At 68.1% G+C, this 25,669-nt stretch carries 26 protein-coding genes and 5 pseudogenes; 20 read left to right on the top strand and 11 right to left on the bottom strand.

Going from position 1 to position 25,669, the window contains the following annotated elements; all coding sequences use genetic code 11:
* Nucleotides 1-240: transposase (locus tag EAO76_RS24650; RefSeq protein WP_148838132.1), on the bottom strand; the 240-nt coding region annotated here is incomplete at its 3' end.
* Nucleotides 241-352: 112 nt separating this feature from the next.
* On the opposite strand from EAO76_RS24650, the gene EAO76_RS24645 reads away from it, so the two are divergent.
* A protein-coding gene (locus EAO76_RS24645) for an IS5 family transposase (RefSeq protein ID WP_187438779.1) occupies nucleotides 353-1,152 on the top strand; the annotation gives its coding sequence in 2 pieces (ribosomal slippage) (nucleotides 353-692 and nucleotides 692-1,152; 801 coding nt in all).
* Between the two features lie 72 nt (nucleotides 1,153-1,224).
* On the opposite strand, the gene EAO76_RS24640 is transcribed toward EAO76_RS24645, so the two are convergent.
* Together EAO76_RS24640 and EAO76_RS24635 are read right to left on the bottom strand one after the other, a co-directional pair.
* The gene (locus tag EAO76_RS24640) at nucleotides 1,225-2,073 is read right to left on the bottom strand and encodes an alpha/beta fold hydrolase (protein ID WP_148838118.1); all 849 of its coding nucleotides are present in this window, start codon (nucleotides 2,071-2,073) and stop codon (nucleotides 1,225-1,227) included.
* A gap of 20 nt (nucleotides 2,074-2,093) precedes the next feature.
* The gene (locus tag EAO76_RS24635) at nucleotides 2,094-3,323 is read right to left on the bottom strand and encodes a saccharopine dehydrogenase family protein (RefSeq protein WP_148838117.1); all 1,230 of its coding nucleotides are present in this window, start codon (nucleotides 3,321-3,323) and stop codon (nucleotides 2,094-2,096) included.
* 85 nt (nucleotides 3,324-3,408) lie between these two features.
* Here EAO76_RS24635 and EAO76_RS24630 point away from each other — a divergent pair, with 85 nt between their 5' ends.
* Both EAO76_RS24630 and EAO76_RS24625 read left to right on the top strand, forming a co-directional pair.
* Nucleotides 3,409-5,034, top strand: coding sequence for an NAD(P)/FAD-dependent oxidoreductase (locus EAO76_RS24630; RefSeq protein WP_148838116.1), 1,626 nt, complete (start codon nucleotides 3,409-3,411; stop codon nucleotides 5,032-5,034).
* Nucleotides 5,035-5,105: 71 nt separating this feature from the next.
* Nucleotides 5,106-5,606, top strand: a complete 501-nt coding sequence (locus EAO76_RS24625) for a hypothetical protein (RefSeq protein ID WP_148838115.1) — start codon at nucleotides 5,106-5,108, stop codon at nucleotides 5,604-5,606.
* Between the two features lie 40 nt (nucleotides 5,607-5,646).
* Here EAO76_RS24625 and EAO76_RS24620 read toward each other — a convergent pair whose 3' ends face one another.
* Both EAO76_RS24620 and EAO76_RS24615 read right to left on the bottom strand, forming a co-directional pair.
* Nucleotides 5,647-6,069, bottom strand: a complete 423-nt coding sequence (locus tag EAO76_RS24620; protein WP_148838114.1) for a hypothetical protein — start codon at nucleotides 6,067-6,069, stop codon at nucleotides 5,647-5,649.
* The gene (locus EAO76_RS24615) at nucleotides 6,066-6,896 is read right to left on the bottom strand and encodes an IS5 family transposase (protein ID WP_148838113.1); all 831 of its coding nucleotides are present in this window, start codon (nucleotides 6,894-6,896) and stop codon (nucleotides 6,066-6,068) included. The genes EAO76_RS24620 and EAO76_RS24615 overlap by 4 nt, the downstream gene beginning before the upstream one ends.
* A 342-nt stretch (nucleotides 6,897-7,238) precedes the next feature.
* On the opposite strand from EAO76_RS24615, the gene EAO76_RS24610 reads away from it, so the two are divergent.
* On the top strand, nucleotides 7,239-7,586 hold the full coding sequence (locus tag EAO76_RS24610; RefSeq protein WP_148838112.1) for a hypothetical protein: 348 nt from the start codon (nucleotides 7,239-7,241) through the stop codon (nucleotides 7,584-7,586).
* Here the strand turns inward: EAO76_RS24610 and EAO76_RS46600 are convergent.
* Complete coding sequence (locus tag EAO76_RS46600; RefSeq protein WP_262375719.1) at nucleotides 7,550-7,903, bottom strand: hypothetical protein; 354 nt, start codon at nucleotides 7,901-7,903, stop codon at nucleotides 7,550-7,552. The genes EAO76_RS24610 and EAO76_RS46600 overlap by 37 nt on opposite strands.
* Before the next feature lie 542 nt (nucleotides 7,904-8,445).
* Between EAO76_RS46600 and EAO76_RS44800 the strand changes: the two genes are divergently transcribed.
* The 7 genes and pseudogenes from EAO76_RS44800 to EAO76_RS24570 form a co-directional block, all read left to right on the top strand.
* A complete protein-coding gene (locus EAO76_RS44800; RefSeq protein ID WP_187438778.1) occupies nucleotides 8,446-9,255 on the top strand; it encodes an alpha/beta fold hydrolase in 810 nt (269 codons plus the stop codon).
* A complete protein-coding gene (locus EAO76_RS24595) occupies nucleotides 9,252-9,815 on the top strand; it encodes a hypothetical protein (protein ID WP_148838110.1) in 564 nt (187 codons plus the stop codon). Before EAO76_RS44800 ends, EAO76_RS24595 begins: the two co-directional genes overlap by 4 nt.
* Before the next feature lie 163 nt (nucleotides 9,816-9,978).
* The gene (locus EAO76_RS24590; RefSeq protein WP_148838109.1) at nucleotides 9,979-10,185 is read left to right on the top strand and encodes a linaridin-like RiPP; all 207 of its coding nucleotides are present in this window, start codon (nucleotides 9,979-9,981) and stop codon (nucleotides 10,183-10,185) included.
* Nucleotides 10,186-10,307: 122 nt separating this feature from the next.
* Nucleotides 10,308-11,183, top strand: coding sequence for a hypothetical protein (locus tag EAO76_RS24585; RefSeq protein WP_262375718.1), 876 nt, complete (start codon nucleotides 10,308-10,310; stop codon nucleotides 11,181-11,183).
* A 52-nt stretch (nucleotides 11,184-11,235) separates the two neighbouring features.
* The gene (locus tag EAO76_RS24580; protein ID WP_148838108.1) at nucleotides 11,236-11,991 is read left to right on the top strand and encodes a trans-aconitate 2-methyltransferase; all 756 of its coding nucleotides are present in this window, start codon (nucleotides 11,236-11,238) and stop codon (nucleotides 11,989-11,991) included.
* Nucleotides 11,988-13,727: an ABC transporter ATP-binding protein gene (locus tag EAO76_RS24575; protein ID WP_148838107.1), complete on the top strand. Its 1,740-nt coding sequence runs from the start codon at nucleotides 11,988-11,990 to the stop codon at nucleotides 13,725-13,727. Before EAO76_RS24580 ends, EAO76_RS24575 begins: the two co-directional genes overlap by 4 nt.
* A pseudogene (locus EAO76_RS24570) lies at nucleotides 13,724-13,861 on the top strand (NAD(P)-binding protein); the annotation flags it as partial. The gene EAO76_RS24575 and the pseudogene EAO76_RS24570, both read left to right, overlap by 4 nt.
* 30 nt (nucleotides 13,862-13,891) lie before the next feature.
* Here the strand turns inward: EAO76_RS24570 and EAO76_RS24565 are convergent.
* Nucleotides 13,892-13,999, bottom strand: a pseudogene (locus EAO76_RS24565) (IS5/IS1182 family transposase); the annotation flags it as partial.
* On the opposite strand from EAO76_RS24565, the gene EAO76_RS24560 reads away from it, so the two are divergent.
* Nucleotides 13,961-14,644 (top strand): transposase, encoded by a 684-nt coding sequence (locus tag EAO76_RS24560; RefSeq protein WP_399462715.1) that lies wholly within the window; start codon nucleotides 13,961-13,963, stop codon nucleotides 14,642-14,644. The pseudogene EAO76_RS24565 and the gene EAO76_RS24560 sit on opposite strands and share 39 nt — an antisense overlap.
* 16 nt (nucleotides 14,645-14,660) lie before the next feature.
* Nucleotides 14,661-14,870, top strand: a pseudogene (locus tag EAO76_RS24555) (integrase core domain-containing protein); the annotation flags it as partial.
* Between the two features lie 264 nt (nucleotides 14,871-15,134).
* Here the strand turns inward: EAO76_RS24555 and EAO76_RS24550 are convergent.
* Nucleotides 15,135-16,088: a winged helix-turn-helix domain-containing protein gene (locus EAO76_RS24550; protein WP_148838106.1), complete on the bottom strand. Its 954-nt coding sequence runs from the start codon at nucleotides 16,086-16,088 to the stop codon at nucleotides 15,135-15,137.
* Between the two features lie 269 nt (nucleotides 16,089-16,357).
* On the opposite strand from EAO76_RS24550, the pseudogene EAO76_RS24545 reads away from it, so the two are divergent.
* From EAO76_RS24545 to EAO76_RS24525, 4 genes and pseudogenes are all read left to right on the top strand, one after another.
* Nucleotides 16,358-16,867: pseudogene (locus tag EAO76_RS24545) on the top strand (IS6 family transposase); the annotation flags it as partial.
* Between the two features lie 33 nt (nucleotides 16,868-16,900).
* Nucleotides 16,901-17,659 (top strand): IS6 family transposase, encoded by a 759-nt coding sequence (locus EAO76_RS24540; protein ID WP_148838130.1) that lies wholly within the window; start codon nucleotides 16,901-16,903, stop codon nucleotides 17,657-17,659.
* Between the two features lie 233 nt (nucleotides 17,660-17,892).
* A pseudogene (locus EAO76_RS46595) lies at nucleotides 17,893-18,061 on the top strand (GNAT family N-acetyltransferase); the annotation flags it as partial.
* Between the two features lie 1,126 nt (nucleotides 18,062-19,187).
* Nucleotides 19,188-20,084 (top strand): PaaX family transcriptional regulator C-terminal domain-containing protein, encoded by an 897-nt coding sequence (locus tag EAO76_RS24525; protein WP_148838105.1) that lies wholly within the window; start codon nucleotides 19,188-19,190, stop codon nucleotides 20,082-20,084.
* Nucleotides 20,085-20,349: 265 nt separating this feature from the next.
* On the opposite strand, the gene EAO76_RS24520 is transcribed toward EAO76_RS24525, so the two are convergent.
* Nucleotides 20,350-20,964 (bottom strand): GNAT family N-acetyltransferase, encoded by a 615-nt coding sequence (locus tag EAO76_RS24520; protein ID WP_148838104.1) that lies wholly within the window; start codon nucleotides 20,962-20,964, stop codon nucleotides 20,350-20,352.
* 251 nt (nucleotides 20,965-21,215) lie between these two features.
* Between EAO76_RS24520 and EAO76_RS46590 the strand changes: the two genes are divergently transcribed.
* The gene (locus EAO76_RS46590) at nucleotides 21,216-21,656 is read left to right on the top strand and encodes a DUF6233 domain-containing protein (protein WP_262375717.1); all 441 of its coding nucleotides are present in this window, start codon (nucleotides 21,216-21,218) and stop codon (nucleotides 21,654-21,656) included.
* A gap of 13 nt (nucleotides 21,657-21,669) precedes the next feature.
* Here EAO76_RS46590 and EAO76_RS24510 read toward each other — a convergent pair whose 3' ends face one another.
* On the bottom strand, nucleotides 21,670-21,819 hold the full coding sequence (locus tag EAO76_RS24510; protein WP_399462701.1) for a hypothetical protein: 150 nt from the start codon (nucleotides 21,817-21,819) through the stop codon (nucleotides 21,670-21,672).
* Nucleotides 21,820-22,081: 262 nt separating this feature from the next.
* Between EAO76_RS24510 and EAO76_RS24505 the strand changes: the two genes are divergently transcribed.
* Nucleotides 22,082-23,851, top strand: coding sequence for a serine/threonine-protein kinase (locus EAO76_RS24505; RefSeq protein WP_262375716.1), 1,770 nt, complete (start codon nucleotides 22,082-22,084; stop codon nucleotides 23,849-23,851).
* Nucleotides 23,848-25,011 (top strand): serine/threonine-protein kinase, encoded by a 1,164-nt coding sequence (locus EAO76_RS24500; RefSeq protein WP_148838102.1) that lies wholly within the window; start codon nucleotides 23,848-23,850, stop codon nucleotides 25,009-25,011. Before EAO76_RS24505 ends, EAO76_RS24500 begins: the two co-directional genes overlap by 4 nt.
* Nucleotides 25,012-25,412: 401 nt before the next feature.
* Here EAO76_RS24500 and EAO76_RS24495 read toward each other — a convergent pair.
* On the bottom strand, nucleotides 25,413-25,669 hold a 257-nt coding region (locus EAO76_RS24495; protein WP_148838101.1), incomplete at its 5' end, for an integrase core domain-containing protein.

Raw genomic sequence — 25,669 nt, 5'->3', positions numbered from 1 at the left:
GTCCCGGCTCCACTGGGCGAAACGTCGGTACACCGTCTGCCAGCACGGACCGAACACCGGAGGCAACTGCCTCCACGTGCAGCCTGACGTCGCCACGAACACGATCGCGGCCAGGGCCTCACGGTCACCCGCCCGACGCCGACCCCCACCCTGCGGACGCTTCACCTCCGTCGGCGGCACCACCCGCCGAAACAGCACCCACAACTCGTCCGGCACCAACCGCTCAACCAGATCCGTCATGCACTTTTCAACGAACGACAACGCCATAAGAAACGACGTCTAACTGATCGTTTCAGAATGAAGTTCGTTGTGGGTATTGGCAGTTGGGTGTTGTGTCGGCAAAATCTGTTGGGTGTCTGCTGATCTTGTGCCTGATGACCTGTGGGAACGTGTGGCCCCGCTGTTGCCTGCTCGTCCGCCGCGGCGGCATCGGTATCCCGGACGGTTGCCGGCGGATGACCGGTCTGCGTTGCGGGGCATCGTTTACGTGCTGTGCAAGAGCGTGAGCTGGCGGGACGTTCCGGCCGAACAGGTCGGCTGCAGCGGTGTGACGGCCTGGCGTCGGCTGCGGGACTGGACCGAGGCCGGCGTCTGGCCGCAGCTGCACGAGGTACTGCTCGCCGAGCTGCGGGCCGCGGGCCTGCTGGACATGGACGACGCGGCAGTCGACGGCTCTCATGTCCGGGCTCTCAAAGGGGGGCTCACACCGGACCTTCGCCGGTCGACCGCGCGCGTCCAGGCAGCAAGCACCACCTGATCGTCGACAGGCACGGCACCCCCTTGGCCGTCTCGCTGACCAGCGGAAACCGTCACGACGTCACTCGACTGATGCCCCTGCTGGACGCGATACCCCGCATCCGCGGGCGGCCGAGGCACCGGCCGCGCCGACTGTTCGCGGACCGCGGCTACGACTACGACAAGTACCGCCGCCTTCTCCGGGCCCGCGGCATCACACCCAAGATCGCCCGCAAGGGCGCAGCCCACGGCTCCGGCCTGGGCAAGACCAGGTGGGTCGTCGAGCGCACCTTCGCCTGGCTCCACCAGTTCAAGCGGCTCCGGATCCGCTACGAGATACGCGCCGACCTCCACCTCGGACTGCTCCAACTCGCCTGCAGCATCATCTGTTTGAGACGACTCCGAACCTCATTCTGAAACGATCAGTAAGGCGGTCCGGGTTCGGGACCTGCGCGTTGCACCCGCCGCCAAGCCCTCGTGCGACGCGCTTCACAGGTTGTTCCAGAACGAGCTGAGCAGGGCGGCTGTCTCTTCAGTGCGCTCGATCTGCGGCAGGTGACCGGTTCGCGGGAAGAGGTGGGTACGTGCCCGGGGCAGGGTGGACGCGGCGTTGATGAGATGGTGGGCGGGGAGGATGCGGTCGTGGGTCCCCCAGACAACCAGCGTCGGGGTATCGAGCGCCGAGACCTCTACGAGCAGTTTCGTGCGCCAACTGGAACGTACGCCGCGCCAGGAACCGAGTTCGCGGGCCACCTGTCGCAGTGTCCGGGCCGCTCCTTCACGGTGGGCGAGATCCAGTGCTGCGGCTATCCGTTCGGGGGTCGCGAAGTCCGGATCGTGGAAGAGGGAACGCTCCGCCAACTGTGCGTTTCCCTCATCGGGGCGCAGAAGCAGCCGCCAGAGCAGCGGCAGGTCGAGGATACGCAGCGCCCAGGTGACCTCGCGGCCGAATCCGGCGCTGTTGAGCAGTGTCAGCGAGGACACGCGCGCGGGGGCATGAACGGTGAGCTGCATCGCGATGGCGCCGCCGAGGGAATTGCCGACCACGTGTACCGCGGACGTGAGGCCGAGTCGGTCGAGCACCCGCTCGACATGCCCGGCCAGTGAGGCGAGCCGGCAGTCCGGCAGGGGCTGCGACCGGCCGAACCCCGGGAGGTCGATTGCGATGAGCCGGTGGTCGGGCAGGGCGGCCTGGAGCGGTGCCCAGTCCGCCACGCTGCGGTCCAGACCGTGCAGCAGGAGCACCGGTGGGCCACTGCCCGTCGCGGTGTAGTGAACGGTACGTCCCGCGACGTCGATGAAGCCGTCGGGGGGTGTGGTGGCTTTTCTTGATGGCACGTTGTGTCTCCTGTTGCGTTTCACTGGGTCGGGGTCACGTCGATGATCACGCCGTCGCGAGGGCCGTCGTCGCCAGGAAGGTCGGGCACGTGGCGTGCCAGGTCGAGGAAGAAGCGGTCGGCGTCGATGGCTGTCTCCGGCGGGTGGACGCCGAGGTGGCCACCGGTTCCGTCCAGTAGTTGCGCGAGCCCCAGCGCCAGGGGCAGACCGGTTGCCTCCGCCATGTCGTTGAGCAGCGCCGAGGCGCCGGGTGTATCGGCGAGCCGGGCCAGGGCGGTGACGCGGCGGCCGTCGCGGGTGCCCGTGGCGGTAGCGAAGAACGGGGGCAGTGAGCCGGGCCCCTTGCGGGTCACGGCGCCTGCGGTGGCCCGCAGCGCGCGGGACACCGAGGGCTTGGCGAGTTCGGCTGCCGCGGTCTCGTTGGTGAGTTTTCCGGCGTCGATGTCGCGGCGCAGGACGTCGAGGTAGGCAATCGTGCCCGGGGTGACGACCATGAGGTTGGCGGCTTCGCCGGCCGGTCGGAAGCTTCGGTGCAGGGTGACTGGCTCGGGGTGGCCGACGGTGTAGGCCGTGCCGGTGTGTCCGGCGGATACGGAGAGGGCGACCGGCCGGAGTGGCCGCCGGTGGACGAGCCGTCCGTCGCTGACCATCGCGACTTTCCCGCTGATCTGCTCCATCCAGTGCACGGCGGCCGCACTGGGGCGCCCGTCTGGGTCGCTCAGCTGCTCGTCGTCCCCACCGCTGCCGGAGACGTCGACGGGCCATGCGGTGTACAGATCCTGGACATGGTCCAGCTGCCGGACGGCACGTGTGGCCAGCAGATTGCTGACGCCGGGGCTGGCGCCCATTCCCACCACGGCACGGACCCCGGCGGCCCGGGCCTCCTCGTCCAGGTCGAGCATCTGCAGGGTCGGCTCCCAGTCGTCGCAGATGTCCAGGTAGTGGGTGCCGGTCGTGATCGCGGCTCGCAGCACGGTCAGGCCGAAGCGGTAGTACGGGCCGACGGTGTTGAGGACAACGTCCGCGCCCTCCAGAGCGGCGTGCAGGGCGCCGCTATCGGTCACGTCCACCTTCAGTGCACGCATCGGCGCGCCATCCGTGCCGTCCCCGTTGAGCCGGCGCACCAGCGTCCGGGCCGCCTCCGGGTTCCGGTCGGCCACCACGATCTCGGTGACGCCGGGGAGTCCGGCCGCCACACGTACCGCTACGGCACCCATTGCTCCAGGGCCTCCGAGAGCCAGAATCTTCATTCACCACTCCATTCATCGTGTGAGATACGATCGTAGCTCAAACGATCGTCACAGATGTGAGCATTCTTTTGAGTGGAGGAGAATCATGACCGACCCGCACACCACGAGCCCGGCCCAGCACGAAGCAGCCGGAGCCTCACCCGGACATGTATCCGTCGTCATCGTCGGCGCGGGATTCGCGGGCCTCGGAACAGCCATCCGGCTGCTGCAGGAGGGCTACCGCGACCTGCTGGTACTGGAGCGGGCCGATGAGGTCGGCGGGACGTGGCGGGACAATGCCTATCCCGGGTGCGCCTGTGACGTGCCCTCGCGTCTGTACTCGTTCTCGTTCGCGCCCAACCCCACCTGGAGCAGGCGCTTCGCGCCTCAGGAAGAGATCGAGCGGTACCTGAAGCGCTGCGTCGCCCGATACGGCCTGACGCCCCGCCTTCGGTTCGGCTGCGAACTGCAGCGCGCCACCTGGGACGCCGAGCGGCTGCGCTGGGACCTGGACACCAGCACCGGACCGCTCAGCGCCGGACTGCTCGTGATGGCCCAAGGGCCCCTTTCGGAGCCGGCCATCCCCTCACTGCCCGGCCTGGAGGGTTTCACCGGAGAAGCGTTCCACTCCGCCGGATGGAGGCACGACCTGGACCTGTCTGCCAAGCGGGTGGGCGTGATCGGCACCGGCGCGAGCGCCGTCCAGTTCATCCCTCACCTGCAACGCACGGCCCAGCAGGTGACTGTCTTTCAGCGCACTCCGTCATGGATCGCCCCGCGCCGGGATCGGCCGGTACCGGCGTGGCAGCGTCGCCTGTTCCGGCTGGCCCCGCCGGTGCAGCGACTGGCGCGAGGCTGGGAGTACATGACCCGGGAGGCCACGTTGCCGGCACTGCTCGGCAACCGCACCATGGCCGCACTGGGGCGGCGGGAGGCACTGTCCCACCTGCACCACCAGGTCAAAGACCCCGAGCTGCGGTCCAAGCTGACCCCGGACTACGCACTGGGCTGCAAGCGGGTCCTGCTTTCCGACAACTACTACCCGGCACTGGTTCAACCCAACGTCCACGTCGTCACCGACCCGATCGTGAGCGTCGGACCGAACACGGTCCTCACCACCCCGCGCAGCGGCACGCAAGCCGCACCCGGTGGCGCCGCATCCGCCGACACCACACATCCAGTGGACGTACTGATCTTCGGAACCGGATTCCGTGTCACCGACGCCTCCTACGCGCAGCGCGTCATAGGTGGTGACGGACGGTCCCTGAACGAGGTCTGGCAAGGCAGCCCACAGGCACACCTCGGAGCGACCGTCGCGGGATTCCCCAACCTGTTCCTGATGGCAGGACCCAACACGGGCGTGGGACACACCAGCCTCATCTACATGATCGAGTCGCAGATCAACTACCTCGTCAGCACCCTGCAGCTGATGCAGAGCCGCGGTCTGGGCTCCGTGGACGTGCGCGCGGAGACGCAGTACGCGTACAACGCCGAACTGCAGAACCGGATGGCCCCCACCGTCTGGGCCTCGGGCGGTTGTTCCGGCTGGTACCAGGACCGCACTGGCCGTGTCACCACCATCTGGCCCGCATCGACCTGGCAGTTTCGCCGTCGGACCCGAGCCATCGACCCGGGTGAGTACGTACTGACGGCGCCGCGCGTCGGCCCGCACCAGTCCATCTCCGACGGGTCCGTCCGCGCGGACGTCGGCGAAGCGCAGCCGAAGTCATGACGGATTCACACCGCCCCCAAGCGATCGGTTGCCCCTGCGGCCACCGGAGACTTCCATCCAAGGAGTCGCTGGTGTCCAGGCCCCGCACCCCCGCCACCCGGCTCTTCGCCTTCGAGGCGCTGAGCACCCTGCTGTTCGCGGTGCCCATGCTGATGGTCACCACACCAGGCCATCCCAGAGTGCCCGAATGGGCCCAGTTACTGGGGCTCGCCCTGCTCCTCACGATGATCGTGACGCTCGTGCATACGTGTCGGCTGACCATCGCCGACGGGCTGAGACTGATCACCAGTGGGGCCGCCGGGCAGGGCGAGAGGACAGCCAGACGGCTGCACCAACAGTCCAAAACGGAGCGGCGGCTGGGGTGGCTGCTGGTCCTGTATCCGGCCGTGCTGGCGATCCTCCTGCCTGTCCCCGATACATGGGTACGTTTCTGGTTCTGGTCCACGGTGCTGCTCAGCCTGTCCGCGATGCTCTCACTCGGCTTGCTGCTCCACGGCGCGGGCCACGCGGACTGCCGGCAAGGAGGACTTCTGAGAGTGCGGAACGTGAGCTCTTGTCCGTTTCGTGGTTGAGGTTGGAGAAGGAGTGCTGGTCACGGAGTGAGGCTGGCCCTCAAGCTTCGGGGCGGGCGAACAAGCCGGGTTCGGTTTCGACGAGGATGCCTCGGCTGGCCGGGCGCTTCAGTTTGGAGCGGATGCCTTCGGTGTTCTTCGGGAGGATCGGCAGGTCGAGGGCCTGGCAGAGGTCGCGGGCGCGCATCGGCCGGCCCGCGTCGGTCAGGGCGGTGAGGATCTGCTGGTGGGCGGGGTGGTCCGGGATGCCGGGACGCTCCGGCTCGGCATCGGGTGGAGGCATGGGGAGGGCGAGGAGCGTCTTGCGGGTGATGCGCAGATTCTCGCTCTCCGCGTCGAGTTCGCCGAGCTGCCGGGTGAGTTCCTCGACACTGGTCCTCAACTGCTCGGCCTGGTCGGCCAGTTCGCGCTCGCGGGTCTCGATGTGTTCCAGGATGGATTTGACCTGTGGGTTCTCGCTCATGCGGTCCTCCAGGAGGCGAGGGTGGCACCGGTGAGGCGGCGGCTCATGACGGAGGTCATCGCCCACAGGACGCGGGAGCGGGAGGAGGCGGGGCGGTGTTCGTAGTCGCGCACGAGACGGCGGTAGAACATCAGGATCCCGTTCGTCTGCTCCACGATCCACCGCTTGGCCTGCGGGACGAAGCCCTTGTCGTCCGGGTTGCGCTCGACGGTCTCGACGTCGATGCCCACGTTCTTGCCGTGATCGACGACCTTCTTCTTGAAGCCCTGGTCGACCAGGGCCTTGGCCACCGTGTCGCACTGCCCGGCGACACCGTCCAGCAGGGCGATGCCGGCGGTGTTCTCGTGTGCCGAGGCGGGCAGGACGACGCAGTCGATGACGAGGCCCAGTACGTCCACGGCCAGGCATCTCTTCCTGCCCGGCACCCTTTTCGCGGCATCCCGGCCCGTCGTCGTGGCCGGGACACCGACGGAGACGTGGATGCTCTGCGTGTCCAGGACCACCAGGCCCGGGTCGGCCAATCGCTTCCGCTTCTCCCGCAGCTGCCAGCGCAGCAGGTCATGAATGTCCTGGTCGGTGCCCTCGTCGCGCCAGAGGTAGAAGTAGTACTTCACCGCTCCGGGCGGGGGCATGTCGTGCGGCAGGAACTCCCACTGACACCCCGTGCGGTTCTGGTAGAGGATCGCGTTCACGATCTCCCGCATCGCGTACTTGCCCTGATGCCCGCTGACTGACGGATGCCGGGCCTTCCATGCCGTGATCACGGGTTCGACGAGCTCCCACTGCTCGTCGGTGAGATCGCTCGGGTACGGCTTGCGCATGCTCATGCCACAACCCAAGCGAACCCCGAACTCCTGACCGGCAGCGATGCCTCAACGTCACACCATCGAGCGATGACAAGTTGGACGGAAGGTCACGTACCGCACTCTCAGGCTAGATCCTTTTGCGTCAGGCGCTTCGGCCGAGGCCGAAAGGGGTGGCCGGTCGGCGGGGGCAGCCTTCAGGATCGTCTTGCTAGCGCGGCAAGGAGCCCATCCAGGCAAGTCGGAAATGGCTCGCTGTCGCCGAAGACCTCAGAGAAAACAGGAACCTCGGGAGAATCGATGCGCAGGCGTAGAAATGTTCTATCCATAGGGCTGGCGGCGAGCGCTGTGTCCGTCTCCCTCCTCATGGCAACCCCCGCCACGGCCGACATTTTCTACCTGAACAGCTACCAGTCGGCGCAAGGCGGATACAACCGCGGATACGCCGCTGTTGGCGGTTCCACCGCCATCGTCGAAGCATGCGACATGGGACCGGGCGACAGCCGTCGCGCGGTCACCACCATCTCAACCAACGCCGGCGGCTACTACGAAGTGCAGGACGCCAACGGCAGTAACAACGGCTGTGTAAGAGAGCTCTTCGTGGACGCAGACCTCATCTACAGCGGTCTCAAATATCTCATGAGCTCGTGCATCCAGAATGGGTTCACCGGCACTCCCTACAACTGCGCGACAAGATGGGGAGTCGTTGACTGACCTATGCCCCAACTGATGGCTCCGCCGGAGCCCGTGGATTCTTCGGTCTGCGGTCGAGCTTCTGCTTCGAGGTCGGGCGTCGTGGCGGGCACGGCAGCGATATCTGCGGCGGTCCGGTCCCTGGCATCCAGCCAGGCGCCGACCCGCTGTTCGTCCCCGCAGGCGCGGAAGAACGCGGCCAGTACGTCGGGCGACGGCAGGCTCGTCCGTCGCAGTGTGTCGGCCAGCGTGCTGCGCGCCAGCACGTCACCGCTTCGGGCGGCCCGCTCTTCCAATTCGCGATACGTCAGCCCCGAACGTTCCTTGAGCTGCTGCATCGACTCGATAAAGCCGGCAGTGTCTTGAGCTTCGTACGGCGATAACTCCCCCGGGTTCCCCATGGCGTCATCTTGCTGTGGTCATGACGCACGGGACAATGGTGGATTCCGCCATGCCCCACTGTCCGAGGCGCAATCCGGACAAGGCCCTGACCAGCCCGGACAGCCCGCGTCTGTCCGGGACCGCCGGTTGTCGTTGCTTCGGCCCGCCGACGGTCAGCAGTCTCTGTGGTGCCCGGCCGACCAAACCGTCGCTACGGCACGGCGAGACATACAGCGGGCCCATGCATACAGGCCCAGCCCGGTCGGCTGACGCACCGGTGGCCGGGATGACCCGCCTTCCGTGCGACTGCCGTCTGGCCAGGATCACGACCGGCTCTTGGGACGCAAGAGGAGAGAAGATGGGCGTGCCAGTAGTAAGGACGATGTCAATCGAACGGAAGTTCGCCATCGGCGTGGCGGCACTGTGCGTCGGCAGTTGGGCGACCGGTGCGCGGACGCGGTTTCTTGGGAAGCGCCAACGGATGGCGGCGTTTTCCACGATGACTCGCGCCGATGGCAGTGTGGTCGAGATCGATCACCGGCGACCGCCGGACGCCGAATTCGGTGTGATCTTCTTCAACGGTCTTGGCCTTCCGCACGAGCAGTGGACCTGGGTGCGCGAGCACCTGCCCGAGAACGCGGCCTGCGTGGGCTACAACCGGCCGGGCCACGGGCTCAGCAGCCCCCGGCCCGAGGCCACCTTGGAAGAACAGCTCCGGATCGTCGACGAGCTGCGTGAGCGCTACCTCGACGGAGTGCCCGTCGTGATGGTCGGGCACTCCATCGGCGGCTACCTGGCCGCCGCGTACGCCGAGTCGCGCGGCGACGCGGGGTTGTCCCACGTGGTGATGGTGGATCCCACGATCATCGCCGACCTGCAGGCCAGCCTCCACGAGCTACCCGACTGGTGGACGCGGCAGCGGCTGCTGCTGGAATGCCTGTGGGCCGCCTCCGGGCTCAACGTCCTGCGTCCGATGACCCTGGCTCGCGAGCACTATGCCGAGGACATCAAGGAAAGCCTCACCGCGTACCACGCCATGCCGAGCGTGTGGGCCACCGCGTACCGCGAGTACATGGCGGCGCTCGCCTACCCTCCCGTCGAGAGGCTGACCGTCCCGCTGCACTTGGTGACGGCGCTGCAGGGCACACGCAGTGCCGTGAAGCACCGCACGTCGCAGGAACGGATGCTGGAGCTGTCGGAATCCTCCTGGCACCACGTGTGTGAGGACGCCGACCACATGGGAGTCGTCGCGGAGGAGACACACGCGAAGACCCTCGCCGAGCTGATCGTCCCCGGGAGCAGGCCATGAACGGGCAGCGTGCCGTGTACACAGCGGTATCCACCGGGCTCGCGGCGTGGCTGGTCAGCACCGCCGCCGGCCAGCTTCCCGACAGCAGGTTCGACCACCTGCTCGCGAAGGGTCCCCTGCGCCTCTTCCGGGCACCCAACTGGAGGTTCTTCGGCCCCAATCCCGGGGTGTCGGACTCGCACCTGCTCTACCGGGACATCACCGGCGGCACGGCGGCCCCCTGGAGGGAGATCGAGGTGACCCCGGACCGGCCCTGGTACGCCCTGGCCTGGAACGCGGGCAACCGCGCCCCCAAGGTCCTCTTTGACGCGCTCCAGGTCATCATCAAGGCGGCCAACGAGTCGTCGGCGGACATGGGCCGGATCGTCTCCAGCCCCGGTTACCGAATCCTCCAGGGCTACCTGACCACCCGGATCCCGCACGAACCGGGCGCCGACCACACCCAGTTCATGCTGCTGCGCGCCCACCCCGAGCTCGAACAACACGCGGTGGAGCCCCTGTTCGCCTCCGAGCACCTTCCCCTCCGCGACCCGCTGCCCGCGGACGCAGCCGCACGGTAAGACCGCATCGGCCGGAAGTTTCGCCCTCACGCCGCCGTGTTCGCGCGTGAGAGCGGAACCCCCAGCCGAGACGGGCGTCACCGCCCCGCTGGGGAGCAGTCACTGCTCCATCGGAAAAGACCGCCAAGAGATCCGCCACAAGGATCACGAAGAAAGGGACCAGATGTCTCTCGTTGCCCAGTTCGCCAACCAGTCCCTGACCGACATCGCTCCGGGGATGCTCTCGGAGACCGACGCCGCCCGTCTGGACACCCCCGCGGACCCCGTGATGGCCACCCCGACCACCGTCCTCGCCGTCGAGGTCTTCGCCGTCGCGACGGGGATGCTGGCGGCGAACATCGCCAACTACGTCGACCGCAACAACTACTGACTCCCAGCTGCGAAACCGAGTGCCGCTGACCTCACCCAGCCGGGACCGCCGGCGGCCGGGGACAGGCACCGTCCTGTCCCCGGCACCTAATTCCCACCACAACACCGCCGTAAGGAGACCCCGTGTTCCGTCGCCTGACCCGGGTGGCCTCGTCCCTCACCCCGCTAGACCCACCCACCACAGCACGCCGCATCGCCTCCGCCGGAACGTTCGTCGCGGCGCTGGAGACACTCAGCCAGCACAAGCGGTTCGTGAAAGGCGACCTGCTGGGAAGTCAGGTCGAGGCCTTCCATCCGTGGCTCGCGAAGCGATACCCCAAGGTGAACCGCGCGCTGGCGTCCAGGGCGTTCCCCTACGCGGTCTTCGGCACGCAGGCCGCAGTGTCGGCGGCCACCTTCCTGTGGCCCAGGAACCGGCCGCTGCGGATCGCAGGCGGCGCGACGCTGGCCGCCCTGCAAAGCGCGCAGTCAACCTTCATTCCGTTCGGCCGCGACGGCGCCGACCAACTGCAGCAGGTCATCAACGTCACGATGGCCTCCACCGGGCTGATCCGCGAACGCGAGCAGGCCGACGACCTCGCCATGCGGACGCTGGCGCTGGAGACCTCGCTGTCCTACGTCGCCTCCGGGCTGGTGAAGGCCGTCTCCCCGGTCTGGCTGAAGGGAGACGCCGTGGCCGGGGTGCTGCGAACCAAGAACTACGGGGACCCGCGCGCCCACCAGCTCCTCACCCGCTACCCGGTGATCTCCAAGGCACTGTGCTGGGGCACGATCGCCATCGAGTGCGGCTTCCCCCTCATCTACGTGCTCCCCAAACCCGCCGCCCGCGCCTACCTCGCCACGATGACGTCGTTCCACCTCGGCATCGGCGAGTTCATGGGGCTCAACCGGTTCACTCTCGCCTTCGGCGCCACGCATCCGGCGATCCACTACGTGCTGTCACAGCGTCGGCGCGAGCTGGCTGCCACGCCTCGGCCTACTGCCGCCCTCGCCGCATGAACTGCGTGGACGCGCTATACCGGCACGCCGCGACCACAGAAACGGAGAACTCATGACGATCACGGATATCGGCTACGGCAGGCAGTTCGCGGGTTGGTACGACCGGATTTTCCAGAACGACGCGCTCACACGGGCCACCGTCGACGCCGTGGCCGGATTCCACCCCAACCCGGATTGGGGCACGCTGGAGCTCGGCGTCGGCACCGGCCGCATCGCGTTGCCGCTGTCGCACCGGGTCGGCCCGATCACCGGTGTGGACTCCTCGCAGGAGATGCTGGCGGCTCTGGAGAAGAAGGCCGACGAGGGCGAGGTGACCGCACAGCTCGGCGACATCCGGACCTGGCGCGCCGAACGGCGGTACGGCCTCGTCTACTGCGTCTGCTCCACGCTCTCGCTGATCCTCGACCCCGAGGGACAGCGGGAAGTCATCGCCCGCGCGGCCGAACACCTGCGCCCCGGTGGCCGGCTGCTGATCGAGACGCACAACCGTCCCGGCGTCGTGATCCTGCACCAGGGGCTGGCGCACTCCACGATGTTCGTGCCCTATCCGGAGCCGGACACCGGCATCCAAATGCACGCCACGCTCCTGGCGGACAACCGGATCTGGCAGGTGTCCACCCTGTTGTTCGAGGCGGACGGCACCCACCGCATCGGTACCGAGACCACGCGCCTGCTCACGCCGGACGAGGTGGATCTCTACACCCAGGACTCCGGGCTGCGGCCCGAGGGCCACTACAGCGACTGGCAGCGGACCGACTACGTTCCCGCGTCCGGCCTGTTCGTCGCGTCCTACCTCAAGCCAGCATGAACCTCCGGGAGACGGTCCGCCGCCACTGGGTTCTGCTGGTCCTCGGCTTGGGCATGGGCCTGGCCGGAGCGGCTGCCAAGCTCGCCCAGCCCTGGATGCTAGGTCGGCTGATCGAAGCCGTGGCCCTGGACAAGGCGATCGCCTGGCCCATCACGTTCATCGTGCTGTTCTTCCTCGCCGACGCGGGCCTGAGCGCCGGACATGCCTACGCGATCGGCCGGGCCGGCGAGAACATCGTCTTCGACGCCCGGCGCACCCTCGGCGGTCGCCTGCTGCGCAGCCAGATCCCGCACTTCTCGCGTCTGGAGCACGGTGACATCTTCGCGCGCACCGTGTCCGACACCTCCATCGCCTGCCTGGTCATTGCCCAGGCGATGGCGCAGATGGCTACCTCCGTGTTCATGGTGGGCGGCGGCATCTTGCTGATGGCGAGGCTCGACTGGCAACTGCTGCTCACCACCGTCGGCTGCCTCGGCCTGGCCTGTGGCGGCGCGCTGCTGCTGGCCCGCCAGGTGCGCATCGCCGCCCTGCGGAACCGGGAGCGCATCGGCGCGTTCGGTTCGGGCCTGCAGCGGGTGCTCGGCGCCCTCACCACGGTCAAGGCGTCACGCGCCGAGGAACGGGAGACCCAGGAACTGGCACGGCTGGCTGACCGGGCGCGGCGCAGCGGGATCCGGGTCGCTGGGCTCAGCTCGCTGCTCACTCCGGCGATGAACGTCGGCACTCAGCTCACGCTCGCCGTCGTCATCTCCTGGGGCATGTCCCGAGTCGCCACGGGGTCACTGCCAGCCGCCGACCTCACCGCGTTCGTGATGTACCTCTTCTACCTGGTGACGCCGCTGGTGCTGCTCTTCCTGGCGATCGGCCAGATCCAGCAGGGCCGTGCCGCCGTCCAGCGCGTGACGGAACTGGGAACGATCCCGCAGGAGGAGGAAGGGGAAGTGGACACCGAACCCGGGCAGCGGCAGGAACGCGAGCCCGCAGCGGAGTCGGCGCCCGCAGTCCGCTTCCAGCACGTCAGCTTCTCCTACCACGACAACGCCCCGGTGCTGCGGGACGTCTCCTTCGCCCTGCCGCGCCGCGGCCTGACCGCGATCGTCGGTGCTTCCGGCGCCGGCAAGACGACGACGTTCCAGCTCATCGAACGTTTCTACCGGCCGAACTCCGGCACGATCCAGGTTGCGGGCCACGACACCGCCCCCCTCAGGCTCGCCGAACTACGGTCGCTGGTTGGCTATGTCGAGCAGGACACGCCGCTGCTGCGCGGCACGATCCGCGCGAATCTGACGTATGCGAACCCCGGGGCCGACGCCGCCGACATCGCCCGCGCGCTGCGGCTCGCTAGCTTGGAGGGCTTCGTCGCCGAGCTACCCGATGGGCTCGACACGGAGCTCGGTGAGCGCGGCGCCGGCCTCTCCGGCGGCCAGCGGCAGCGGCTCGCCATCGCCCGCACGCTGCTGCAGCGGCCGGAGGTAATCTTGCTGGACGAGGTCACCGCGCATCTGGACAGCGACACCGAGGCCGCGCTGCGCGACGCGATGACGGAAGCCGCTCGCGAGTGCGCCGTGCTGGCCATCGCGCACCGGCTGTCCACCATCGTGCAAGCCGACCGCATCATCGTGCTGGAGAAGGGACGCGTGCGAGCGGTCGGCACCCACCGGGAGCTCATCGAGTCCGACGAGGTGTACCGGCGGCTTGCCGGCCAGCAGTTTGCTGCCGAGGAAGCGCTGGCATGACGCGCGCCGACGTCGCCATCGTTGGCAGCGGCCCGAACGGTCTGGCCGCCGCCGTCACCATGGCCCGTGCCGGGCTGACCGTGCACGTCCACGAACAGGCCGCCACCGTCGGCGGAGGCCTGCGCGGTGGGTCGCTGTTCGACTCCGAGGTCTGGCACGACCTCTGGCGGGCGTCCGCCGAGGCGGCCGCGCCGGGCGCGGTTCCGGATCTGGTCGGCCCGTTCCGGGATGGTGTGCGTGATGCCCCGGCGCCGCAGCCAGGCCCGGATCGACACCTGATCATCCTCACAGTCGTAGCTCGAGCCGACCCGGCCCATGCTGCGGCGGATGCCGTACCGGCTACAGACGTCGGTGAAGGCGGCCGCGTTGTACTGGGCGCCCCTGTCGGTGTGGAGAACGACTCTGGGCCAGCAGAAGCCGCGCGTCATACCCTGCAACTGCTGGCCCGCCGCATCCAGCACCTGACCGAAGAGATCAACGACCTCACCAAGCGGATAACCGAAGCAATCAAAACGACTACTTCTGATCTGCTCGACGTGCACGGCGTCGGCCCGGACAGCGCCGCTGTCCTGCTCATCCCGGCCGGTGACAACCCCGGACGCCTCGGCAACGAGGCGTCCTTCGCCGCCCTGTGCGGCGCCAGCCCCGTCGAAGCGTCCTCCGGCAAGACCCAGCGCCGCAGACTCGACCGAGGCGGTGACCGACAGGCCAACGCCGCCCTCTACCGGATCGTCCTCAGCCGCCTGCGATGGGAGGGGCGTTCCCAGGACTACCTGCGGCGACGCCTCGCGGAGGGCAAGACCAAACGCGAGATTATCCGCTGCCTCAAACGGTACGTCGCACGAGAGATCTACCGGCTCATCGTCCCCACAAACACCGTGGCCAACGGCACGGGACCAGCCCGAGATGCCGCTTGACATCCATAGGGGGATCAACGCCCTCGCCGAGTCGTTCTTCCAGGGCCTCAAGCGCGAGTTGCTCCACGGACGCCGCTGGACCTCGAAGGCACAGACCCGGCTCGAGCTATTCCGCTGGCTCTCGTACTACAACCGGCGCCGTCGCCATTCCGAACTCGGCTACCTCACACCAGCCGAGTTCGAACAACAACTGACCACGACACATACGCTGTCACGCGTCGCATGAAACCCGGTGTCCACTCCCCGGGATCAACCTCAGTGTCCGGTCCGGTACAGGAAGCGGCTGCGGTCCAGGCGGGGTCACGGACAACCCCCTCCAGCGTGATCAACCCGAAGGTCATCCCACCCAGCCAGCCAACGTGACAGCGCCCGCGGCCGCAATTGCCGACGCGATCCCGGGACCTGAGCCACTCGCGAGTGACACATCCGCCGCCCTCGCGGCCGGTCTTGCGCGTGATCAAGAAGTACAGGAACGGAGCGACGTGCGCGCCTACCCGCGGCGGTCGTGTCGTTGGGCGGACGAGTAATTCCCCTCGAGCAATGCGCTGCCGAGTGGAGTGAGTGTGTGAAGGACGCCGCTGCCGTGGCGGGTGGTGGCGATGAGGCCAGCTTGGCGAAGCACGGTGGCCTGCTCGCTCGCGGTGGGCAGGGATGCGGAGATTCGCACGGCCAGCTGCCCAGTGGTGCAGGATCCCTCGCTGATGGCCTCCAGAGTATGTGCGCGCGTGCGTCCGAGGAGTGCCGACAAGGCCTTCACCGACCCGGATTCCCGTGTGGTCAGCAAGGTGGCGGCGTCGGAGATGCTCCGTATGACTGGGATAAACAACACGACGGGTGCCTGGTCGTCGGTCGGGCTGGTGTACGTGATGGGCCTGGTTTGACAGAAGGCGGAGGGAACCAGCAGCAGGCCTCGGCCGGCCAGTTCGACCGTACCGGTGAGTGCGCCTCGGCCGATCTCTAGCGTCGGGGACTGCCAGCGGAATCCGGGCGGCAGTCCGGCGAGCATCGCCTCGACTCCGTGCTCCGCGAGTGTGCGGGCATGACTGGCCTGCTCAGCCCTTAACCTCGACAGGATGCGCGGCCAGTAGGGGGCCACGGCAGCGCGGTGAGAGTCCTGGAGATAGGCCAGCAGTTCTTTGCGGTCGGCGCGGTCGTGCGCAATGTCTCCCCACGCGGTGCCCGCCCAGGGACCCGTGCAGCGCGAGTAGTGGGCACGGGCCTGGACCGCTCCGACGAGCTCGGCGTCAAGGTAGTCGGGCCGAGCCGCTCGCAAGGCTTCAAGACCTTCCTCAATCGAGGCCGATGCTCCCGTCACTGTGAACAAGTCCAGGAACGCCTCGCGGAAGAGCGCGGAAGCCGGGTGCCTGCAAGCGTCGGACTCGGCGTGAACGCTCTGGCGCCACCCACCGAACAGGGCTCGACACCCGGGCTGCTGCAAAGTCATCAGGGAAAAGAAAGTCTCGCCGAGAGGCCCCCATGTTGACGCGACGCGTGTCCGGACGAGGTCCTCAGACGTGAAATTAATGCGCAGCACGAGACGTCCTCCATTGCGAGGCTGGCTGAAGGTGTCATCCTCTCCGCGCTCTCGCACTACGCCAAGGTGCCTTTGCGTCAGGCACTTCGGCCAGCGCCGAAAGGGCTTGGGCGGCGCTGTCACGTTGGCGGATGACATGGTTGGATCTTCGGGTTGATCATGCTGGAGGGGGATCGTCCGTGGGGAGCGTGTCGCCGTCGTACGAGGGGCACCGCTACCCGGTCGAAGTCATCTCCCACTGCGTGTGGTTGTACTTCCGGTTCCCGCTCGGTTACCGCGAGGTTGAGGAACTGATGCTCCAACGCGGCGTGATCGTCTCCTGCGAGACCGTCCGCCAGTGGTGTGCGAAGTTCGGCCAGGCCTACGCCGACGGGCTGCGCCGCCGTCGGCCGCGGCCCGGTGACACATGGCATCTCGACGAGGTCCTCATCGAGATCAACGGGGTGCGGCGGTACCTGTGGCGGGCGGTTGGCCAGGACGGCAGCGTCCTCGACGTCCTGGTGCAGTCCGGGCGGGACACCAGAGCCGCGAAGCGGTTCATGGCCAAGCTGATGAAGAAGCAGTGCCGGGTACCGAGGGTGCCGGTCACCGACAGACTCCGCCCCTGCGGCGCCGCTCACCGGAAGCCGATGCCCTCGGTGGAACACCGCGCTCACAAAGGACTGAACAACCGGGCCGAGAACTCTCACCAGGGCGTTGTCACGTTGGCTGACCGGCCTGGGATGATCTTGGAGTTGGTCGTGCCGGGGAGGGGTTCGCTCGTGTCGTCCGCGCCGCCGTCGTACAAGGGGCACCGATACCCGGTGGAGATCATCGCGCACTGCGTGTGGCTGTACTTCCGCTTCCCGCTGTCGTTTCGCGAGGTGGAGGAGCTGCTGCTCGAGCGCGGCGTGACCGTCTCCCACGAGACCGTCCGCCGCTGGTGCGCAAAGTTCGGGCAGACCTACGCCAACGGCCTGCGCCGCCGCCGGCCCCGGCCCGGGGACAAATGGCATCTGGACGAGGTGTTCGTCAGGATCAACGGGGAGCCGAAGTACCTGTGGCGGGCCGTCGACGCCGACGGCAACGTGCTCGACATCCTGGTCCAGGGCCGGAGGGACAAGGCTGCGGCCCGGCGCTTCTTCCGCAAGCTCCTGAAGAAGACCCGCGCCGTGCCGCGCGTGGTCATCACCGACAAGCTCCGCTCCTACGGTGCGGCCCACCGAGAGGTCATGCCCTCCGTAGAACACCGTTCCCACAAGGGCCTGAACAATCGGGCCGAGAACAGTCATCAGCCGACGAGGCAGCGCGAACGCGCCATGAAAGGCTTCCGCTCCGTCGGCGGAGCCCAGCAGTTCCTGTCCGCATTCAGCGGCATCTCACCCCACTTCAGGCCCTATCGCCACCGGATGCCCGCCACCGAATACCGCGCTGAGATGATCACCCGCTTCGCCATCTGGGATCAGGTCACCGGCGTCGCCGGCCTGCCCACCGCAGCGTGAGCACGGAGCCGGAACCCGGCCCCACCACACCCGACACGCCGTCAGGCACTCACATACTCAACAACGTGACAGCGCCCCAGCCACGCATCATCGCTGCCGAGGCGTATCTGCGGTCTCTCCATCATCACGCCCTCCGACACCCAAGTCCCCGACCATGATCTTATAGGCGCCTCCCCTCGTCGCGGGAGGTCTCACACTCCAGCCGCCTCGCAGGCCAACCCGGCGAACCTATGCGGTCACAGCACTACACAGCCATGGTGTTCAACGCCCTCGTGAAGACCAACCCCACGCTGCGGCTGTGGCTGTCCCTGGGCTTCACGATCCTGGGCACGGTCCCCGACGCGTACGACCACCCCCCGCCACGGTGCTGTCGGCCTCCACATTCTTCACCGCAAGCTATGAACGCCCATGTGCACACGAAGGGATGACAAGCTGGGTGCCCGGGTGTGGACCATCAGCAGTTGCAGCAGTTGGACGTCGTCGACCTGGCCGGTGGGCACGGTCCGTGCGGGGCTGGCCCGGCGAGCGGCGGCTGTGGTGCGTCCGCAGGTGTGGGTGGTGGACGACACCAGCTTCCAGAAGGACGGTGTGCCGCCGGCCCGTCGGGAGCGTGCGTGCCGTCAGCCCGAAAGGCTGGAGGCAGCCGCACAACGGCCTTTCGTGCCGCCCTGTCCGCATTGCGCAGCGGTGTGGGTGATGGTCGAATTGTTGAGCGGCGACGAATGGCGAAAGCGTCCTGTCAGGGCGTGAGCAGAAGCCGGGCCCGCTTCCTTCATTGTGTCGTCGCTCGGTCTGCCGCGCTCGTCGACCGTTCCGCCGGGATGAGGGAAGGCACCGAGCGGGCCGTGCTCCCCGGACGCACGGGCCCCGAACCCGAGAGCGCCACCCTTGCCGGTGGCGGTAGCCGCTGAACATGAAACCCGCCTCACCGACAAACGTCCGGGGGCGACGATTCTCACAGCCGGAGCCCCAACCCACCCCCAGAACCGCCCAGAACCGCTCCTCCTCCCACCAGACGAAACGTCCCAGCCGTAGCGCTTCCCATCGAAACGCGGCAGGAATAGTAGGAAAAGATCCGATCTGCGAGGTTCCACAGGTTCGCCACGAGGCAGATCCCGAAGCCCGCCACGACGGCTCCAACCATGACAGCAAACATCAGCCACTCTTCCCACGCTCACGCGTTCAGATGAGTATGCATCTTCATACCCCGCTGCCCTGAGCAGCCCCCACACGGCGAACCGATCGCTTGCCCTCATTCAAGCCGTGCCGCCATAAGAAACGACCTCTTATACACGCCTGCCGGTAGGCCACATGGTCGCCCCGGTCTGGATCGGGGCGACCATAACGATCAGGCCTCGCGCCCCCCGATCAGAACTTCGTCGCGGTAGTCGTTCACTCCCAGAGCCCATGAGCCGAAGGTAATCTGTTCCGTAAACGATCGAATCGATTCCGATCGCTCCTCGATCCAGCCTCCTGACGCGGCACCTTGATCAACCATCTCGACGACGCCCGAAAGGCCCACCACCCCATGCCTGGAACGGATTTGCCCCGCACTCCGGAATCAGCCGTCCAGGTCCCCACCCGGACACTCGTCGAGGCACTGATCCGCACCGACAACACTGTTGACACCGGCGAGCTCTACGCCATCGCCCCGCTGCTCGGCATGACCGACCAACAGGTGAGGCTGTGCGTCAAGCGGCTGGTCGCCGAAGGGCGGTTCACCCAGGAAGGCAGGGGACGCAAAGCAGTCCTGCGGGCCACCGGCATCACCGAGCAGACTCTTGGGCCCGACGTCGAGTTCGTCGCACACGCCTTCCGGCAGGACGCGGGCCTCGCCCCCTGGGACGGTACCTGGCACCTCGTCGCCTTCGCGGTCCCCGAGACCGCCCGCTCCGCACGCGACGCCCTGCGAGCCGCTCTCACCAGGCTCGGCGGCGCACCCGTACAGGGCGGCCTCTACATCAGCGCCAACGCCTGGGAGCCCTACGTCGAAGACCAAGCCCGCCACCTCGATGTCCTCGACCACCTCACACTGTTGACCACGGACAACCTGCGCCACGGCAACGAACACGACCCCGCCGTAATCGCCCGCAACCTCTGGCCACAGAACGAGATCGCCGACCGCTACCAGCGACTCGCCTCCGTCGCCCGACCGCGGCTACGCCGACTCCAGGAAGACACTTACCTCCCCAGCCCCCAGCGGCTGACGATCGCCATCGAACTGGCCGCCGAATTCACCCGTGCCATGGAGCCCGACCCCCTCCTGCCGCCGGAACTGCTGCCCCAGCCCTGGCCCGGCGCACAGGCCCGTGAACTCGTTGCGCAAAGCTGGTCGCTCCTGGACAAGTACACAGAGGAGAGCGAGCGAGTCAGCCTTTTCCAGCTCTACCGCGACGCGATCCGCCCAGCAGTTGCCGACAACTGAGGCCCGCATCGAGACAGGGGCAGGGCGAGGGGCCCTGGTGGACGATGACTCCGTCGCGGGTGATGGTGAGCCGGTCGGGGCCGGCTTCCATCCACGGTGTCACGACGGGGTCGGCCCCGTTCACCTCGGGCGGACCTGCGTACCGTCCTCCCTCGGTTCCTCGGGTTCGACCTGGATCAGGCGGAGGAGGGCCTGTGTGGGTCTTCCCGTGGGCTCGACATCGGTCGTAGTAGACGTCGTCGATGTAGCCTCCAGCGCGTCGGCGCTATCTGTGATGGCCGTGCCCTTCGAGGCGGATGGCAAGACGTTCCTTGGCCGCAGGCCACTCCTGGGCAAGGATCGAGAAGTACACCGTGTCGCGCCAGGTGCCGTCCGGCCGTCGGCGATGACGGCGCAAGACCCCTTCGCGGTGCGCGCCAAGACGAGCAATGGCCGCCTGCGAGCGGTGATTGAGATGGTCGGTCTTCAACTGCACGCGTCCCATGCTCAGGTCCTCGAAAGCATGGGTGAGGAGAAGCAGCTTCGACTCGGCGTTGACCTGGGTGCGCCAGAACGCGCGCCCGTACCACGTCCAGCCGATTTCCAGCCGTTCGTTGGCCACGTCAATGTCCATGTATGTGGTCCAGCCGACGGCCTGACCGCTCGCGCCGTGGATGACTGCGAAGGGAACGCACTCACGACGCGCGGCGCCCTCCAACAGCGCGGCGAGCTTGCCACCCAGTTCCTCCCGGGTCTGTGGCGCTGGCCCACCCTGCCACCTCCAGACTTCCTCATCGCGGCCCCCCGCCGCGAACAGCTCGTCGAGATGCTCCATTGTCAGTGGCTCCAGGCGTATGTGGCGGCCGGTGAGCGTGACTGGTGTGGGAAAGGAGGTAGGCATGCCGTTGAACTTAACCAGACTTAGCACTAGATGCAAACATATTTTGCACTAGTACAATATTCTCTCTTGAGGTCCCGTAGGCCGCGGTTCCGACAGCCGCCTGCTCGCGGCCCGAGATCGGCCGCGCCAGGAAGCGGGGTTGGCGAGTTACCCCCGTCCAGACGCTCGGCGACCGGGCGCAAGGGGAACGCTGACGGTGTCTCAGCGCGCCTCAGCCGGTGTCACTCGCCCTCGGTAGCGTGTCCGCCGTCATGGTGGGAACTGAGGAGTACCGGCTGGTCGTGCTGCGCGGCAACGGCGCCTCGTACCGTGCCCCGCGAACACGACCGGCTCGGCGCGCGAACACCGGCCTGCTTGGCCTGACGGCGCTGGACAGCATCCTCGGCGCCGTCGGGAAGGCCCGGGACGCCCTGGCTGGAGTGGCAGTTGTGTCAGGTCAGGGGCCGGATCCGGGAGCTGGAGATCAAGGAGCGGCAGGAGCGGGGTGCCCGGGAACGGGCGCGGGCCGAGCAGTCGTGGAAGACGCACCGAAGCGGTCGGGCGATACGGCGTTGCTGCACCGTGGAGGGCGCGGCCTGTACAGCGCCCAGTTCGGGTTCATCAGCCGTGAGGACGCGATAATCGCGCTGGCCGAGCCGGACATCGAGCCGTGCCAGACCTGTAATCCGCAGACGGGACTGCAGCCGCAGTAGAACCGCGGCGGGGTCAGGTGATGTCGTCGGCGGCGAGGTCGGGGCACAGCCGGTGCCAGAAGGGCTGACGCAGCAGTCCCGCGCGGGTCCGGCTCGTGCAGCGGACCTCGCCGCAGGGCGCCACCCTCGCCGTCGGCCCTCTGCTCCTGGGGGAGGGATCCATTGTCAGGGTGCCCACTCCAAGGGATCAGCCTCAGTACGACTTCCTACCCACGCGGGTGACACTTGCCGGCTCGTCGGCCAGGTGTTTCGGGCGTAGCACCTGTCCGGTCCGAAAACAACGAGAACCGGTGCGGAGTGTCAACCAAGGGCGGTGGGCGATGCCAGCCGTGATCGAGGACCACTTTGCTGGATGAGGGCCCCTGGCTACACTGCGGGGTCGACCGTGGGGCTGACGGCAAACGGGGAGCTGGGGGAGGCTGGCGTTGACCGCTGGGGGAGAGACGTTCGGGGCCGGCCGCGGGGCGAGGATCCAGCCGCTGGAGGAGGGCGATCCGACGGACCTCGGCACGTACACGCTGCTCGGACGGCTCGCGGCGGGCGGGATGGGGCGGATCTTTCTCGCCCGGTCACGAGGCGACGGATCGCTGGCTGCGGTCAAGACGCTTCTTGGCGAGGGGTACATCGGTGATGTGGACCGGCGGCGGTTCGCACGCGAGGTGAAGGTTGCTCGGCGCGCGGAGGGAGTGCGCACCGCCCGGGTGCTGGACGCCGATCCGGAGGCGGAGCGGCCGTGGATGGCGACGGAGTACGTGCCCGCGCCGTCTGTCTCCGAACTCGTGTCCCGCGCTGGGCCGTTGAGCGGTACGGCCGCCCGCTGGGTGACGCGCGGCGCGCTGGAGGCGTTGGTGGAGTTGCACCGGCAGGACATCGTGCACCGGGACGTCAAGCCGCAGAACCTGCTGCTGGAGCTTTCCGGTCCGCGCCTCATTGACTTCGGGATCTCGCACGCGGCGGATTTGACGCGTACCCAGCTCACCCTGGGCACCATCGCGTTCACGTCCCCCGAACAGGCGCGCGGTGAGCCCTCCACCGCAGCGTCCGATGTGTACTCGCTCGGCGCCACCCTCTTCCACCTCGCCGTCGGGCGCTCCCCTTATCCGCCCGATACCGAGATGCTGCTCCTGCTGACGTACGTGGCGGAGGCGGCCACAGATCTGGCCGGGCTGCCGGAGGAACTCGGGCCGGTGGTCCGCGCCTGCCTTGCGCTGTCGCCTGAGGACCGGCCGAGCGCGGAGGAACTGTTGGAGCGGTTCGCCTTCGAGCTGGCCGAGATGCCGACGGCGCCGGACGCGGGCGGATGGCTGCCGACGCCGTGGACGCGGCTGATTGAGGGCTACGCACGTCAGGGCCGCGCCCTGGCCGCCGACCCGCGTGCCGAGGCGCCGGAGGACGAGGCACGGACGCGGGTGCTGCGCGAAAAGACGCAGGACGGGACGGCGACGACGCGGGTATTCCGGGAGGCGCCCGTGACCGAGACCGCGCACGGGGACCCTGCGCGTACGGCGGTCGAAGGGCCGTTCCATACAGGAGTTGCAGCGGAGGCCGAAGCCCCCTCCCGTACAAAAGCAGCCACCCCCACACCCGCCGACCACCCCGGCACCAGCGGAGGTGCCCGTGTCCTGGTCCGCTCCGTACAGGCCGTCATGGCCTCCCTCCTCCTGCTCCTGGCCGGCGGCGCCGCGTACGGCTACTACTGGTACAGCCAGGCCGATCGAGCCTTCGACGCCGTCGCGACCGGCGACTGCGTCACCACCGACCTCGACTTCGAACACGGCTGGACGGACGAGGCACCCCGGACCGCCGATTGCCGCACCGCGACCAATGCGCCGTGGAGGGTGATCGCGCGGGAGAAGGGCGGGCTCGTCGAGCGGTGCATGGGCGGTGACGGGGCGATGGCGTGGACGCGACAAAGCGGCGTGGGCATGGTCAGCCTGTGCCTGGAGCGCAGGTTCACCGACGGGGAGTGCGTGCTCGGGCCTGAGCCGACGGACAACGCTGTCCTCCAGGTCACGCCGATCACCGGGGACACCGTCTTCGCCACTACCGTCGACTGCTCCGGCACGCCTCCCCCGGGGCGGGCGGTGCTGCGGGTTGTCACCTCCGCGCAGGTCGAGAGGGGCTGCCCCGAAGAGGCCGTCGTGCAGTACCGGTTCGCCGAACGGGGGCACCTGCTGTGTCTGGCCCTGGTGTGACCCCGGGCCCGCTGCACCGGTCCGATCCGCCGGACCTCGGTCCGTACCGGCTGGTGGGCCGGCTCGCCGTCGGCGGCATGGGCCGCGTTTACCTCGCCGTGCACTCCGTCACGGGCGAACTGGCGGCGGTCAAGACGCTGCTGGTGGAGGACGAGATTGGCGACGCCGACCGGCAGCGGTTTGCGCGGGAGGCGGCCCTGGCCCGGCGGGTGCCGGGACGGCATACGGCCCGGCTGTTGGACGCGGCCCCCGGGGCGCGGAGGCCGTGGCTGGCAACGGAGTACATACCGGCGCCCTCCCTCGGCGAACTCGTCGCCCGAGGCGGGCCCGTGGACGCCGTGACCGCCGCCTGGCTGGCCGCTGAATGCGCGACGGCTCTGACGGCGCTACACGCGGCCGGTGTGGTCCACCGCGACCTCAAACCGCAGAACATCCTGCTGCCGGCCGATGGCGTCAAGGTCATCGACTTCGGTATCTCGCACGCCACTGATCTGACCCGGACGCGGCTGACGCTAGGCACGCTCGCGTATATAGCCCCGGAGCAGGCGCGCGGCGAACCGGCGACTCCGGCGGGAGACGTGTACGCGCTCGGCGCGACGCTGTGCACCCTGGCGACCGGCCGGGCGCCCTACCCCGACATCGGCGATCCCATACGGCTGCTGGGACTCGTTGCACGCGGCGCCGTTGACACCGCAGGGGTATCGGAGCCGTTGCTCGGGCTGGTGTCAGCGTGTCTCGCGGTCGATCCGGCGGACCGGCCGCGTCCGGGGGAGCTGCGGGAGCGGGCGGAAGCGGTGGGCCGAACGGGCGCGTCCCGGATGCCGGACCGCTGGGCGGGGATCGTCCTGGCGTACCAGCAGCAGGGGCGGGAACTGGCCGAGAAACACGCGGGAGACCCGGCGCGAGGAGCCGAAGGCCCCGCATACGACGAAAGCCCCATGCACGACGCCGATGCCTTGTACGGCAAGATCCCCGCGTACGCCGAGWACCCCCCGTACACCAGAGCCCCCTCCCGCCGCATCGCCGGCCTCTCCCCCCAGGGCTGGCGCGCGGTAGGAAACTTCGCCGCGAACTGCGCGGGCCTCGGCCTGTTCCTCCTCGGCGGACTGGCCGTCCTCGCCACGGTGATCGCGATCGTGGTCGCCGTGGCCACTGATTGACCCCAAGCACTCTACGGCGTTGGGAGATCGGCGCTCCATTCTCCCGCCGGATGTTCACCCCGTCACGCCCTCGCCCGCAACGATTGACCCCGGGTGCTCTCGTTCCCCGAAGGCACGATGTGGGCGTTGTCACGTTGGTGCGGTGTTGATCGATTGAGGGCGCGTCAGGGTATGTAGGGGTCGGGTGGGGGCCTGGCTGGCGTTGTCACATTGATGGCGGGTGGCTGGTCGGTAGAGCTTCGAAGCGTGCTGGGGTGTGGTTCCGGTGCCCGTTCAGGCCGCGGCCGGTCGGCAGATGTTCTCGGTGACGTGGTCCCAGACGGTGAAGCGGATGGTCGTCTCGAGGCGATGCCCGGCGGTGGTGCGGAGGTTGCTGCTGCCGAAAACCTCATCCGCCCAGTTCAGGCGGCATGTTGGTACTCGTGGAGGATGCCGCCGAGTCGTTCGCGTTTTCGTATGTCGAGGCGGGTGATCTGCTCCGGATCGGTGATCGGCACCGGCAGCGGGTGCAGCGGACGGGCGTTGGCGATGCCCTGATGCGGCCGGTGGGAGTTGTAGAACTCTTCGAACTCCCGTAGTGCGTGGAGCAGGTGCCGCTGGTTCCAGATCAAGGTGCGGTCCAGCAGCTCACGCCGGCAGGTCTGCACCCACCTTTCCG

The organism is Streptomyces sp. sk2.1, from assembly GCF_008120935.1.
Lineage (GTDB): Bacteria > Actinomycetota > Actinomycetes > Streptomycetales > Streptomycetaceae > Streptomyces.
The sequence above is the reverse complement of the archived record's forward strand: the minus strand, read 5'-3'. Positions and strand labels throughout refer to the sequence as shown.

Coding starts and splice junctions, on each gene's coding strand:
- EAO76_RS24635 (WP_148838117.1), bottom strand. CDS start 3,323: ATGAAGATTCTGGCTCTCGGAGGCCCTGGAGCAATGGGTGCCGTAGCG.
- EAO76_RS24630 (WP_148838116.1), top strand. CDS start 3,409: ATGACCGACCCGCACACCACGAGCCCGGCCCAGCACGAAGCAGCCGGA.
- EAO76_RS24595 (WP_148838110.1), top strand. CDS start 9,252: ATGAACGGGCAGCGTGCCGTGTACACAGCGGTATCCACCGGGCTCGCG.
- EAO76_RS24520 (WP_148838104.1), bottom strand. CDS start 20,964: ATGCCTACCTCCTTTCCCACACCAGTCACGCTCACCGGCCGCCACATA.
- EAO76_RS24540 (WP_148838130.1), top strand. CDS start 16,901: ATGATCTTGGAGTTGGTCGTGCCGGGGAGGGGTTCGCTCGTGTCGTCC.
- EAO76_RS24615 (WP_148838113.1), bottom strand. CDS start 6,896: ATGAGCATGCGCAAGCCGTACCCGAGCGATCTCACCGACGAGCAGTGG.
- EAO76_RS24510 (WP_399462701.1), bottom strand. CDS start 21,819: ATGGATCCCTCCCCCAGGAGCAGAGGGCCGACGGCGAGGGTGGCGCCC.
- EAO76_RS24620 (WP_148838114.1), bottom strand. CDS start 6,069: ATGAGCGAGAACCCACAGGTCAAATCCATCCTGGAACACATCGAGACC.
- EAO76_RS24575 (WP_148838107.1), top strand. CDS start 11,988: ATGAACCTCCGGGAGACGGTCCGCCGCCACTGGGTTCTGCTGGTCCTC.
- EAO76_RS46590 (WP_262375717.1), top strand. CDS start 21,216: ATGGTGGGAACTGAGGAGTACCGGCTGGTCGTGCTGCGCGGCAACGGC.
- EAO76_RS24580 (WP_148838108.1), top strand. CDS start 11,236: ATGACGATCACGGATATCGGCTACGGCAGGCAGTTCGCGGGTTGGTAC.
- EAO76_RS24550 (WP_148838106.1), bottom strand. CDS start 16,088: ATGACTTTGCAGCAGCCCGGGTGTCGAGCCCTGTTCGGTGGGTGGCGC.
- EAO76_RS24525 (WP_148838105.1), top strand. CDS start 19,188: ATGCCTGGAACGGATTTGCCCCGCACTCCGGAATCAGCCGTCCAGGTC.
- EAO76_RS24610 (WP_148838112.1), top strand. CDS start 7,239: ATGGCAACCCCCGCCACGGCCGACATTTTCTACCTGAACAGCTACCAG.
- EAO76_RS46600 (WP_262375719.1), bottom strand. CDS start 7,903: ATGCAGCAGCTCAAGGAACGTTCGGGGCTGACGTATCGCGAATTGGAA.
- EAO76_RS24590 (WP_148838109.1), top strand. CDS start 9,979: ATGTCTCTCGTTGCCCAGTTCGCCAACCAGTCCCTGACCGACATCGCT.
- EAO76_RS44800 (WP_187438778.1), top strand. CDS start 8,446: ATGACTCGCGCCGATGGCAGTGTGGTCGAGATCGATCACCGGCGACCG.